11 protein-coding genes are annotated in these 11,952 nt (G+C 68.1%); 8 read left to right on the plus strand and 3 right to left on the minus strand.

Features of this window, described 5'->3' with window-relative positions; translation table 11 throughout:
• Positions 1–161 precede the first annotated feature (161 nt).
• The 6 genes from IPG50_16745 to IPG50_16770 all read left to right on the plus strand — a co-directional run bounded on the left by IPG50_16745 (position 162) and on the right by IPG50_16770 (position 6,228).
• Positions 162–1,181: a hypothetical protein gene (locus IPG50_16745; GenBank protein MBK6693832.1), complete on the plus strand. Its 1,020-nt coding sequence runs from the start codon at positions 162–164 to the stop codon at positions 1,179–1,181.
• Positions 1,182–1,251: 70 nt separating this feature from the next.
• Positions 1,252–2,763 carry a hypothetical protein gene (locus IPG50_16750; protein ID MBK6693833.1) on the plus strand — a complete coding sequence of 504 codons (1,512 nt, stop codon included), beginning with the start codon at positions 1,252–1,254 and terminating at the stop codon, positions 2,761–2,763.
• 229 nt (positions 2,764–2,992) lie between these two features.
• The gene (locus tag IPG50_16755) at positions 2,993–3,202 is read left to right on the plus strand and encodes a hypothetical protein (GenBank protein MBK6693834.1); all 210 of its coding nucleotides are present in this window, start codon (positions 2,993–2,995) and stop codon (positions 3,200–3,202) included.
• Complete coding sequence (locus IPG50_16760) at positions 3,199–4,572, plus strand: serine/threonine protein kinase (protein MBK6693835.1); 1,374 nt, start codon at positions 3,199–3,201, stop codon at positions 4,570–4,572. Before IPG50_16755 ends, IPG50_16760 begins: the two co-directional genes overlap by 4 nt.
• A gap of 68 nt (positions 4,573–4,640) precedes the next feature.
• Positions 4,641–5,534 carry a PEGA domain-containing protein gene (locus tag IPG50_16765; protein MBK6693836.1) on the plus strand — a complete coding sequence of 298 codons (894 nt, stop codon included), beginning with the start codon at positions 4,641–4,643 and terminating at the stop codon, positions 5,532–5,534.
• A gap of 28 nt (positions 5,535–5,562) precedes the next feature.
• Positions 5,563–6,228 (plus strand): hypothetical protein, encoded by a 666-nt coding sequence (locus IPG50_16770; protein ID MBK6693837.1) that lies wholly within the window; start codon positions 5,563–5,565, stop codon positions 6,226–6,228.
• Between the two features lie 72 nt (positions 6,229–6,300).
• Here the strand turns inward: IPG50_16770 and IPG50_16775 are convergent, their stop codons facing one another.
• On the minus strand, positions 6,301–7,461 hold the full coding sequence (locus IPG50_16775; protein ID MBK6693838.1) for an ammonium transporter: 1,161 nt from the start codon (positions 7,459–7,461) through the stop codon (positions 6,301–6,303).
• A 264-nt stretch (positions 7,462–7,725) separates the two neighbouring features.
• Between IPG50_16775 and IPG50_16780 the strand changes: the two genes are divergently transcribed.
• On the plus strand, positions 7,726–8,196 hold the full coding sequence (locus IPG50_16780) for a hypothetical protein (GenBank protein ID MBK6693839.1): 471 nt from the start codon (positions 7,726–7,728) through the stop codon (positions 8,194–8,196).
• Between the two features lie 45 nt (positions 8,197–8,241).
• Here the strand turns inward: IPG50_16780 and IPG50_16785 are convergent, their stop codons facing one another.
• Positions 8,242–8,940: a hypothetical protein gene (locus IPG50_16785; protein MBK6693840.1), complete on the minus strand. Its 699-nt coding sequence runs from the start codon at positions 8,938–8,940 to the stop codon at positions 8,242–8,244.
• A 137-nt stretch (positions 8,941–9,077) separates the two neighbouring features.
• Complete coding sequence (locus IPG50_16790; protein MBK6693841.1) at positions 9,078–9,815, minus strand: hypothetical protein; 738 nt, start codon at positions 9,813–9,815, stop codon at positions 9,078–9,080.
• Between the two features lie 433 nt (positions 9,816–10,248).
• Here IPG50_16790 and IPG50_16795 point away from each other — a divergent pair, with 433 nt between their 5' ends.
• Positions 10,249–11,940, plus strand: a complete 1,692-nt coding sequence (locus IPG50_16795) for an alpha/beta fold hydrolase (GenBank protein ID MBK6693842.1) — start codon at positions 10,249–10,251, stop codon at positions 11,938–11,940.
• Positions 11,941–11,952 lie beyond the last annotated feature (12 nt).

Raw genomic sequence — 11,952 nt, forward strand, 5'->3', positions numbered from 1 at the left:
CCGGCCAGCGAGCGTCGCCGCCACGAGCGGCGTGCGCTTGATGGGGCGCGCAGTCGCAAGCGCCCCACGAATTACGCCAGCCCTGGCGCGTTCGCGTGGCTCACCGTCCACACGACTCGCGCGTTCGCGCCGCGGCACGCGCGATGCGTGGTCCCGGTGCAATGAGACCCTCCCGCGCGCTTCTCCTCCTTCCGCTCCTCGCCGCTTGCGCGTCCGCTCCTTCGGGAGAGGAGGCCACGGAAGACGAAATTGTGAGCGTTGCTTCGCCGGCGACGGTCGTCGACTCGGTGTTCGAGGAGGGCGCGGCGGACCCGGTCTGGGCTGTCGACGCCCGAGACCGCGTATGGCTCTCGCACGGTCTAGCGTTTGGTCAAGCCGGGCAGCAAAGGGCGCGGGCCTTGACGGCGGCGAGCTCGAGTCTCCTGGTCAGCGGCGAGAACGCCTTCGCGCTGTCGCGCATGTCCGCCACGGGCTCGCGGACGCTCTCGCGCATTTCGCTCGCGTCGAAGACATCGACCCCGTTGCACGACTTGGGTGGCCCGGCCTACGGCTTCACCACGGACCGCGGGGGCGCGCTCTACATGATCGGTGTGGCCAGCCCCGGCACACCGCCCACGCGCCTCTTGCGCGTCAACCCAACGACTTCGAACGTCGACGTCATCTCGGAGGACTTTGGTCAGGGCGCGTGCCCCATCGTCCAGCTGCTCGTCGACGAGGCCTCGGTCTATGGTTGGCGGCGCTGCTACCCGGACAGCGGGCAGCTCGTGCAGGTGCCACGGACAGGAGGGCCCACGAAGGCGCTGGTCGAGACGTCCCGCGTCGCCTCGAACGTTGCGCAGAGCGACACGGATCTCTTCTACAGCAGCCTCGGCATCGAGCTGGTTCGCTTGCCGAAGGCGGGTGGCGCGCCATCGACCCTGTTTCGCGGCGCGTTAGGTCGCGTGCTCGCTGTTCGAGGCAACGAGGTCTGGTTCATCGACGCGATGGAAGTGAAGCGCGTGCCCATCACCGGCGGTACGGCAACGACCGTCGCGCCTTTGCCGCAGGGCTCAGAGCCGAAGGCGATGTTCCCGACCGCCGATGGCGTCCTCGTTCATGTGAAGCTCCGGAACGCACGGCCCGGCGAGTCGAACCATCAATTGATCAGGGTGAAGGCGAATGGCGCCTCGTCGGCGCCGTAACGCGCCGTGCGCCTCAGGCGACGACGACGTCTTCCTGCGTCCACTGATGTGGGCGCGCTAGTATCTGGCCATGGCGTGGCGGGCGAGGCGCGGTCTGCTCGTTGGCTGCACAGCGCTTGCCGCCGTCGGCTCGCTGTGGGCGTGCCTTCGCCCCACCCAGATCACGCTCCGTGTCACGACAGACGTCCCGTGCGACCAGATCGCCGAGAGCGGCGTGTCGATCTGGAACGGCACTGGACTCCGGGATGCCGTCCCGCTCACCTCCACGCGCGACTGCACCGGAGGCGCTCCCATCGCCACCGTAGGCACGCTGGTGATCGCGCCGAGCGGGAGCCGCAGCGACGAGATCACGGTCACCGCCGTGGCGGGCGTGAGCCGGAAGAGCGAAGAGTGCGCCGCCGCCGCCTTCGAGGGGTGCATCGTGGCGCGACGCAGGCTTCGCTACGTGGAGCACACGCCGCTCGAGTTGCCCGTCTTGCTCTCACGCTCTTGCCTCGATGTCGTGTGCGGCGAAGGCGAAACGTGTGCACCATGCACGGGGGTTGGTTGTAAACCGCGCTGCGCGCCTCTCGACGCCCCCGACGCCTGTGACGCGCCGGAGGCGCGGTGCACGGCCCCTCGCTCGGACTCGGGCGCCCTGTCCCTAGGCCAAGACAGCGGAACACCGGTGGCCACGGTGGATGCGTCGGCCCCGGCCGACGCGGGCGCCGATCTGCCTGTACCGCGCGTGTTGGTCAGCGAACCGGGCACAGCCTTTTATGGCCTCGCGGAGCTTGCCGACACGCTCTACTGGACCGAAGAACCGCTGGGCGGAACGGTGTCCTTCCTGCGCTTCGGGGCGCTCGCGCCGCTCCTCGCGAATCCGACCGGCGTGAGTAGCGTCGAGGCGGGCACCGAGCAGAAGCTTCTCACCCCCCCTTACCGCGGCCTCGACGCGGTTCATGAGTCGCAGAAGGAAGTTCGCGTCGTTGTCGGAGCGACGCTCCCGCCCGCTAGCAACAGCCCATGCGGCATCACGTTTCTTGCAACCGATGGCGGTTTCCCAATCCCCCAGAAGCTCGCCGACTGCACCGAGGGCCTGTTTGGTATGGCGACCGGCCTGGCCTTCTTTCCAGGAAGCCGCACCGACGGCGTCGCGACCACCAGCTCGGGCATTCGGAGCGTGGGGCGCTTCGCCTTGGATGGTGGTGGTGCCGTGATGGCCGACGCTGCCCCGCCAACGGGCTACGCCCGCCGGGTGGGCGACGGCGTGGCCTACACCGCTGGAGCGACGGTGCAACTGGTGCCTCCGACGGGAAAGCCAACGCAGCGTTATGCCGGCCCCGCGGGCATGAAGATGCTGGCGGCTGCCGAGAGCCCCGGCGGTGTCCGCTACGTCACCGTGGACACCGCCGGCGCCTCAGGCCCCACGGTCTTCGTGCAGCGCCCGAACGGCGCGTGGTTCCCCGCCGCATCGCTCGCGGGCGCTGAGGACATTCTCGTGGTGCCGGTCTCGGCGTCGAGCGGCGTGAGTCGCCTCGTCCACGTCCTGGTCGCCGCGCGCGGCGCCATCTGGATCTTCGAGAACGTCGCCGATCCCTGAGTGCGCTCGCCATCGGCGCCTCCTTCACCTCCAGTACGTGTGCCGTACGCGGCCGCCCTCTCCGGCGCGGTACGAAAAGCGCTCACGTTTGGATTGTTTTCTCACGCGGATTCGGAAAATACCTTACTCAAGATCGCTCGACGAATGGCCGGGGTTATCATGGGCATCGCTCACCGGGCCACCGTTCCCTTCATGGCCGAGGTACCAAGTGCCCCGTAGGATCGTCGCGATGTCGTCTCCGCCCTTGCCCGCGCTCTTCGTATGCGCGCGGCAGCAGAGGTCCCAACTGCGCCACATGACGACTTCGTGGCAACCGCTTCGCCTTGGCCCTAAAATCGCGCGCATGCCCGCGCACGCGTCGCTCGAGCCCTTCGCAAGGGTGCGTCGCGGCGGCGGCGCCGGCGGCGCCAAGAAGAGCCCGAGGGACCGCGTGAAATGACCGCCGCCAAGCTCAAACCGGGCGACACGCTCGACGGCAAGTACACCATCGACCGAGTGCTCGGCGAAGGCGGGATGGGCGTCGTCTACGGCGGCATGCACACGAAGCTCGACCAGGCCGTGGCCATCAAGGTCATGTTGCCGGAGATGCTCGCGCATCCCACGCTTGTCGCGCGCTTTGAGCGCGAGGCACGCGCCGCGGCTCGCATCAAGAGTCGTCACGTACCCCGCGTCTTCGACGTCGATGTGACCGCCGAAGGCCTCCCCTACATCGTCATGGAGCTCTTGAGCGGCCGCGACTTGGCGTCGGTCTTGGAGGAGCGCGGCCCGCTAGAGCCCCAAGAGGCCGTCGACTACGTTCTCCAGGCGTGCGTCGCGATTCGCGAGGCCCACGCGCGCGAGATCGTGCACCGCGATCTCAAGCCCGCGAACCTCTTTTTGGCGAGCGAGCAGGGCGGCGTCATGGTCAAGGTGCTCGACTTCGGCATCTCCAAGGATGTTGGCGGCACCGCGAGCAAGCTCACGCATGAGCACGCGATCATCGGCACCGTCATGTACATGTCGCCGGAGCAAGTACGCGGCGGCACCGTCGACGGGCGCAGCGACGTTTGGGCCCTCGGCGTGGTGCTCTACGAGCTGCTCACGGGCCGCATGCCGTTCGAGGGCAGCGTGACGCAAGCCTCGGCCGCCATCGTCGCCGACGAGCCGGCGCCGATGGCTCGACCCGCGATCTCCGCGGCTCTCGAAGAGGTGATCCGTGGGGCGCTGCAGAAGAAGGCCGAGCGCCGCTACCAGACGGTGACGGCGCTCATGGAGGCGCTCGCGTCGTTCGCCACGCCGGCGATCGCCAGCGCGGCCCTCGCGGAAGTGCCGGAGCGCGAGCCCTCGCTTCCGAGCGTCCCCTCCGTCGACGCCACGGCCACGACGCTCAACGCGAGCGACCGAATTCGGGCGCCTCGCATCGCGACCGCTGACGGCCTCTCGACGGAGACCGTTCACTCGACGACCAAGCGCCGCACACGCGAGGCGACGCTGGGCGTCCTCGTCGGCGCGCTCGTGGTCGGTGGCGGCGCCTTCGCGCTCATGAGCGCCAGCGCCCCGCCGAGCGAGGTCCCCGCTCCGGCGGCCAGTGCCTCCGCGTCGGGCCCCGAGAAGGCGCTGGCGGCGGCGCCGGCGACCTTGACGCCCGAGCCGGTCGTCGATGCTGCGGCCGCGCCCCCGGCAAAGACGGAGACGCCCATCGCCGAGACGCCGACGCGTTCCGTCCCCAAACGGGGCCCGCGCCCGCGCGCGTCGGTACAGACACCGGGGCCAACCCCCGTTCCCGTTACGCCGCCGGTACGACCAACAAGGCCCCCCGATCATCTATGAACCGAAGCCTGCGATTCCCCGCTCTCTTCTTGGCCTGCGCCCTTGCCGCCCTTTCGACGAACGCGGCCATGGCCGCTCCCCCCACGGAGCGTTCGCAGCAACTGCGCGCCGAAGGCAACAAGCTGATGGACGAGCGGCGCTTCGACGAGGCGCTGCAGCGCTACGAGGAAGCGCAGCGCCTCGCACCCGACGACGCGGCGATCCTCTACAACCTTTCGCGCATTCACGAGCTTCGCGGCGATGCGGTCCGTGCCCTCGAGTTCATGGAGCAGTTCCAGGCGCGCGCAACGGCGGAGCTCAAGGCTCGCGTGGGGCAGGTCGATGCGCTCCTCGATGGACTTCGAAGCAAAGTCGCGCGCGTGCGCGTCGAATGCGAGGGGCCGCCCGCGCTCCTCGGTGGCGATGCGCTTGAGCGCGCCTTGGTCCTGGTCGATGGGCGCGTCGTCGCGACGGGATGCCGCGCCCACGATCTCAAGTTGAAGGCAGGCATCGCCACCTTCGTCGTCTCTGCCGAGGGGTACGTGGCGCGTTCGGTGCGGGCCGAGCTGGTCGGTGGCGCCAACGGCAGCGTGCGGCTCGAGATTGCGCCGCGCGACAAGTCGGGTGTGCTTCGTCTCAAGAGCGAACCGGAGCACGTGCGCGTTGAGATCGCCGGACGCGAGCTCGGGGAAACGCCGCTCGAGCTCTTGCTCCCGAGCGGGCCGCACCGGCTGGAGCTAGGAGCGCCCGGCTACAAATCGCTCACGTTGCCAGTCGTCGTCGAAGCGAGCGTCACCAAGGACCTTGATCTGGTTCGCCTGGAGAAGGAGGCGTCGGTGTTCACGCGGTGGTGGTTCTGGACGGGAGCGGCCGCCGTAGTAGCCGGCGGCGTCACGGCGGCCATCTTGCTGACGACGGAGCGCGATCCAGACAAGGGCACGATCTCGCCGGGGACGGCGCGATTTCCCCTCAGTCGCTGGTAGCGGCCGGCCCGTGTGGCAGGGTTCTCCAATGGCTCGGTGGTCGATCGTCTTGTTGCTCGTCCTCCCGTTGGGCTGCGCCCCGACGCTTCCGACCGGAGTCCGCCTCACGAGCGCCGTAAGCGAGGTGAGGAACGATTCGGCGACCGTCACCTTCTTCTGGCAAGAGGGCAGCTGCGATCCCTCCGGGCACTACGTCATCGCGAGCGATCGAGGAGGAGTCGTCGCGAAGGTCGCCCGCGGTCATCGAGCGGTCGTGCCGCTGACACCCGGCGAGCACGTATTTTGGACCTGGAACCCGTCTCGCGAAGGACAGATGGGGCATGTTTCCCCAACCGACATTGCGCTCGCTCGCGTGCGTGCCGAAGCGGGCCAGCGCTATTTCGTGCAGCTCGCCTTCGGCGAGTGGGGCGACAGCGGGCCCCGCTCGGTTCAAACGATGTACCGCGGCCGCATTGCCACCATCGCACGACGGTGCGTCGGCTCGGAGGTGGCGCTCTTGGCCATCGGGGCAAGCGATTCATCGTTCCTTGCTGCGGAGCGCGCGGCCGCCGCCCTCCCCGCTCTCGCCCTCGAAGGGGACGGCGGGCACGACCCCGACGATCTCCAAGAACACCGAGGCCTGGCCGAGGCGCGCTTCGCGCGGCTGAGCCGTGAAGGCCGAGACCTCTCGACCGTCGAGCCGGCACCGAAGTGAATCGCTAGCCGCACCACGCAAGCGAAGCCAGCGAACGCGCGTGGCTCGGCCACCGCAACGGGAACGCGCGGCTCAGCCCGCGTAGGCGTCTTCGCCGTGTTGCGTCGTGTCGAGGCCTTCACGCTCGTCGCTCTGCGCCACCCGAAGGCCCATCGTGCGGTCCAGGATCTTCAGAAGAACCAATGTCACGACCGCCGCGTAGGCGGCGGCGGCCGCGCACGCCAGCGCTTGAATCAGAATCGGACGCACGCCTCCTCCGTAGAAGAGGCCGTCGGCACCGGCTGCATTGAGGCGCTTGTCCGCAAAGACCCCCGTAAGCAACGCGCCCAAGAGGCCTCCGACGCCGTGCACGCCGAAGGCGTCGAGCGAGTCGTCGTAGCCATACTTGTACTTTGCAAGCACCGCTCCATAGCAGCCTACGCCGCCCACGAGGCCGATGACGAGGGCGGCCCAGGGCGCGACGAATCCCGCCGCTGGCGTCACCGCCACGAGCCCCGCGACGAGTCCCGACGCGACGCCGAGCGCCGTGGGCTTCTTCCGGTGCGCCCACTCGACGAAGAGCCAGCCGAGCGCGCCCCCCGCCGCGCCGGCGTGCGTCGTGAGCAGCGCCAAGGCAGCGACGCCCGACGCCGCGAGCGCGCTCCCGGCGTTGAAACCGAACCAGCCAAACCACAAGAGGCCCGCGCCCGTGAGCGTCATGGTGAGGTTGTGAGGGAGAGGCCGCTCGTGCGGGTACTTCAGCCGCTTGCCGACGACCAACGCGCAGACGAGCGCGGAGACGCCGGCCGTCACGTGCACGACGGTGCCGCCGGCGAAGTCCAGCGCGCCGAGCTTGAAGAGCCAGCCACCTTCCGCCCAAACCCAATGGGCGACGGGGTCGTAGACCAGCGTCGTCCAAGCGAGCGTGAAGACGAGGTACGTCGCAAAGCGAAAGCGTTCAGCAAACGCGCCAGAAATGAGCGCCGGGGTGATGGCGGCGAACATCATTTGAAACGCCACGAAGGCGAGGCTCGGCACGCTCCCGCGAAGCTCCGGTAGGCCCGTGAGGCCGAGGTGGTCGAGACCGCCGATGAGCCCGGCCTTGCTCGCGCTCGACGCGAAGGTGAGCGTGAAGCCGATGAGGATCCACTGTGCGCTGACGAGCGGCAGCGCGCTCATCGAATGCATGATCGTCGAGAGGACGTTCCTCTTGCGGACCATGCCGCCGTAGAAGAGCGCGAGCGCCGGCACCATCAGGAGGACCAGCGCAGCGCTCACAAGGAGCCATGCGGTGTCGCCTGCGCTGAGAGCACTCGTGGTCGGCGGACTTTGCGCAACGTCGCTCACGCCCCCAAACGTAGGGGCGTCGCGGTTTCCGGCTTGTTTCGTGGCGCCGCGGTTTTCGGCCCTTCTCCCTTCCAACGGCCGGCGGGACCGGAGACAATGCGGCTCGTTCCGAGATCGGGGCTGCCCCTCTGGCCCCCGATCGAGTGATCAACGGCACTAGAGGAGACGAGAATGTCGCAGACGCTGGACGCGATGGCGAAACACGCCGAAGACATCATGAAGGAGCTCAAGGTCCCCGACCAAGAGCGCCTCTTCCGCGTGGCCGCAGAGGCCGGCTATCTGACGGCGCTCGCCGACGAGACCGTGGACGACGAAGAGCGCGCCGGGATGATCCGCGCCATCGAAGCGTTGTCGAAGGGCGCCGTCATCGAGTGGGAGCTCGATTCGTTCCTCGACGATTGCGCGGCGCGTGCCAAGGCCGACGGCAAGAAGGCTCGGCTGCTCCACGTCGGCGAGAGCTTGAGCACGCTGGGGCACCCGGAGGCGGCGCTGCTTTTCGCGGCGTTCGTTGCGCAGGCCTCCGGGGGCATCGACAAGAAGGAGGCGACCATCGTCCACGCGCTCGGCAAGGCCGCCGGCGTAGCGAAGGACAAGGTCGCCGCCATCTTGAAGCGCGTGGGCGCTCAAGCGACCGACGAGTAGAGCGCTCCCTCTCGGATAGAACGAAGTAGAACGCCAGAACGCGGGCTAGAAATTCTTGGACACGAGGACGGCTTCGTAGCCGTTGCCCAGGCCGTCCTCGTAGTGCCAAATCACGGGTCCGACGCCGCGGCAAAACGTGATCGAAGACTCGTAGGCGGCGTCGCGCTTCGCCTTCCAGCAGTCGTCGAAGGTGCCAGCGGCGACGGTGACCTTGCCCGCGTCTTGCCAAACGTAGTCGTAGAAGTCGTCGCTCCACTTGTGACCGGCCTGCACGGGCTCGTCGGTCGAGAGGCGCCACGCGCCCAGGTAGTGGAAGTAAACGCGGTCGTTGTCGACCGAGTAGTCGTAGGTGCCGGCGTTCTTGCAAAGCGACTGCACGGTGTGGGCGGTCTTGCCCGCCTTCTGACTCGTGGACAGCGCCGTGGCCGTGTGGACACCGTTTTCGCAGCTCGGGTAGAAGCCGAGCACCTTCACGTTGTAGGTCCAGGCGCGGCCTACCTCGATGGGGTCGAGGCGCATGTCGGGCTGCGGCTTGCCAGGCGCCGCATCGATCGTCGTCGGCGTCGGGAGCGTCGCGCCATCGACGCTAGGAGTCGGCGAGGCTGCATCGGTCGCCGCGGGCGTACCGGCGTCATCATCGGTCGCCTGCGAGAGCGGTGCGGACGTGGAGCCTCCGCACGCAACGGAAGCGAAAGCGAAAAAGGCCGCGGCGCCGAAGAGAGACGAAAGGGAGTGGGTGGGCATGGTGCGGGCGCGTGTGCAGCCGCGATGCCACAGTGAATCCTCGCAAAAAGGCCGTGGCGCGCGCGGAGTGTGAAGCGCCAGTCACTGCCACGTGTGACGCGCGCGTAAACGCCTAGTCGACCAGCGCTCGATTTCGTTCAGCCGCAGAACGTGCCGACGAGGTTGAAGGCCGTGCTCATCTCGTCTTGCCCCATGCACTGCTGCGCGAAGCTCTCGCAGCCCTTGGCGGCGTTGACGGGACCGGAGCAGGGACCAGCGGCGGCGGCCGCCATGCACGACTGCCGATCGGCCGCACCGCAGTGCGCGCACGCCTGATCTTCGCACGCGAAGCGCGCCTGAAGACGTCCGCCGCACCCGGCTTGGGTGAGGTCGCCCGAGGCGAGCGCCGCGCAGCCCTCGACGTTGATCTCAACATTGCCCGTCTGCGGGTCGACGATGATGGGACCGTAGTAGGAGCCCTGGCCCTTGACGGTGATCGCGCAGGATTGGCAAGCCGCGCTGACCGGCGTTTGACAGCCCTGCTTCTGCAACATGCACGACACGACCGCCGCGCCCTCTTGCTGCGTGCACGCCTTACGGGGCGGGCTCGGCGGACGCCACAGGGGCGCAGCCTGCGGCGCTTTGGGCTGACACGCGACTGCGCTGGTGCCGCCGGTGCCGGGAAGGCCAGGCACGCCGGGGTTGCCGGTGCCGCTCCCCGGAAGCGGCGGGACGACACCGCTGTTGGGCGTCGTCGGGAGGCCGGTACCACCGGCGACGGCAGCGGAGCCGCTCTTCGCCTGCCGAGCGTCATCGAGGCGCTCGACGTGATCGGAGCAGCCAACCACGAAGAGGGCGAGCAGCGAGAGGGTGGAACCGAGCTGTACGGGACGCATCGTGCTTGGAACTCTGCAATGGTGAGTCCATTCGTACCGCGGCGACGGGCGCGCATTTGCCTACATTAGCGCCCCGAAACCACACGCAAATTTCCGGGCGTTCAGCGCTCTCCGCATTTGTCCCGACGGGGTTATCCCACATAGGGTGCCAAGGTCGCGGGGTCCTCGATTTGGATCGTCGCCTCGAAGTGACACCGGCTTCTCGATGCCTGCTCGTCTCCTCTCAACACCGCGCGTCCCCTTCGTCTCGCGCTCGGGTTTCGCTGACGCCGACGCTGCCCAGTGGCGCGTCGAAGGCCGTGAGCGCGTCCTCGACCGGAGACGAGTGACGCGCTGGCGCGACGCGCGACGTCGTTGTGCAACGCTGATTTGCCGCGAAATGGGTGCTCGCATCGTACCTTTCGGCTGGCACGAGATCCGCTGAAGGAGAACCATGCGCGTTGCCTCGGCCCTGACCCTTGCTCTCATCACCTCGGCTTGCTCTTCGTCCTCCGACGGCGTGCCCGCTGCGGCGCCGGCCGCGACGCCGCCGGCTGCCGAAGCGACGAAGCCCACCAACCTCGAAAAGACGGGGTGCCGTTTCACGGTTCCAACGAGCCTCGAAGGCAAGACCTACGACTGCTACGACCTCGTGGTTCCCGAGAACCGGAGCCAAGAAGGCAGCCGAACCATCAAGGTCCACGCCATCCGTTTTCGTGGCAAGCCTGGCGGGACTCCGACGATCGAACTGAACGGTGGCCCCGGCGCCCCGTCGGAGAGCCTCGCCGTCGACTTGGCTCTTGGAAACAAAGACTCGGAACCCATGCGAACGGTCGCGCGCTTCCTCGAGTTCGGGGACTACGTCCTTGTCGATCAACGCGGCGTCGGTCGGTCGATCCCGCGCCTCGGTTGCACCATGGCGGAGCTTGACGACTACGAGGGTGGCCTCACGAAGTGCCGCACCAGGCACCAGAAGGCGGGCGTCGACCTGACCGGCTACGTGACGCGCGAAAACGCCGACGACATTCACGAGATCATGCTCGGCCTCGGCGCGACCAAGATGAACCTTCACGCGATCTCGTACGGAAGCCGCCTCGCCCTCGAGATCTTTCGGCGACACGGCTCGTCCGTCGCCGGCACCATCATCGACGGCGTGATGCCGGCGCAAGCGAAGGTGTTGTCGGAAGGTGACGTGAACTACGAGACGCTCTTCGCGCGCATCTTCGCCGCCTGCGCAAACGATTCGAAGTGCAACCTCACCTATCCGAACCTCGACAAGGCCTTCTCCGACGCGAAGAAGAAGTTGGACGCGGAGCCGTTCGTCTTGGACGGACAGCCGTACGACTTTCTCTCCTTCGTCATGGAGCTTGAACAAAACCTCTACGCGGACGGCTTCGCGGGCGAGGTGCCGGGCCGCATCACTCGCCTCCTGAAGATGACGCAGAGCGAGTTCGCCGCCGAGATCAAGGCGGTCGCCGCCGCGGAGGAGGCGCACTTCGCCGAACAGGACAAGACGCTCGCGGCGACGGATCTCGGCCGCGAGGTGCTGAAGCGCGGCGCCAGCGACCCCGATCCGGACGCCGCCGGCATGGCCGAGGCCATGTTCCAATCGGTGGTGTGCAGCGACTACGCGCAATACGAGTCGATCGACGAAGCGCTGGCCTTGGAGGCCAAGATCCGGCCCGAGCTGCGAAACGACGACTCGGTCTACGCCGTCTTCGACGCCTGCAAGGGCTGGCCGACTCGCCCCAAGGCCGACGACGTCTTCGCGCCCGTCGCGTCGGACTTGCCGGTGCTGGCCGTCGCCGGCGTCTTCGATCCCGTGACGCCACCGGCGTGGCGCGACCTGGCGGCGTCGACGTTGTCGAAGAGCCAAAAGGCGACCATGGGCGGCGGGGCCCACGGGGCGCTCGACCCTTGCGGCATGGGCATCAAGATGGGCTTCCTCGGCGCGCCGGAGGCGCCCGTCGACGCGGCGTGCGCTTCGGCGCAGACGATTCAGTTCGTCTATGACGCGCCTAAGAACCTCCACCGTCGCGCCCTCCAGCGCGCCGTGACCAAGGCTCCGCTACCAATCTCACCGGGGCTCATGCGGGCGCGCTTCGGCGCGAAGAGCAAGCTGCACCTGATCCCGCGCGCGCGCTGAGCGGCGACGCGA

The sequence above is a fragment of the Myxococcales bacterium genome (assembly GCA_016703425.1).
In the GTDB taxonomy this organism is placed as follows: Bacteria; Myxococcota_A; Polyangia; order Polyangiales; family Polyangiaceae; genus JADJCA01.

Coding starts and splice junctions, on each gene's coding strand:
- IPG50_16745 (MBK6693832.1), top strand. CDS start 162: ATGAGACCCTCCCGCGCGCTTCTCCTCCTTCCGCTCCTCGCCGCTTGC.
- IPG50_16750 (MBK6693833.1), top strand. CDS start 1,252: ATGGCGTGGCGGGCGAGGCGCGGTCTGCTCGTTGGCTGCACAGCGCTT.
- IPG50_16755 (MBK6693834.1), top strand. CDS start 2,993: ATGTCGTCTCCGCCCTTGCCCGCGCTCTTCGTATGCGCGCGGCAGCAG.
- IPG50_16760 (MBK6693835.1), top strand. CDS start 3,199: ATGACCGCCGCCAAGCTCAAACCGGGCGACACGCTCGACGGCAAGTAC.
- IPG50_16765 (MBK6693836.1), top strand. CDS start 4,641: ATGGCCGCTCCCCCCACGGAGCGTTCGCAGCAACTGCGCGCCGAAGGC.
- IPG50_16770 (MBK6693837.1), top strand. CDS start 5,563: ATGGCTCGGTGGTCGATCGTCTTGTTGCTCGTCCTCCCGTTGGGCTGC.
- IPG50_16775 (MBK6693838.1), bottom strand. CDS start 7,461: ATGGTGCCGGCGCTCGCGCTCTTCTACGGCGGCATGGTCCGCAAGAGG.
- IPG50_16780 (MBK6693839.1), top strand. CDS start 7,726: ATGTCGCAGACGCTGGACGCGATGGCGAAACACGCCGAAGACATCATG.
- IPG50_16785 (MBK6693840.1), bottom strand. CDS start 8,940: ATGCCCACCCACTCCCTTTCGTCTCTCTTCGGCGCCGCGGCCTTTTTC.
- IPG50_16790 (MBK6693841.1), bottom strand. CDS start 9,815: ATGCGTCCCGTACAGCTCGGTTCCACCCTCTCGCTGCTCGCCCTCTTC.
- IPG50_16795 (MBK6693842.1), top strand. CDS start 10,249: ATGCGCGTTGCCTCGGCCCTGACCCTTGCTCTCATCACCTCGGCTTGC.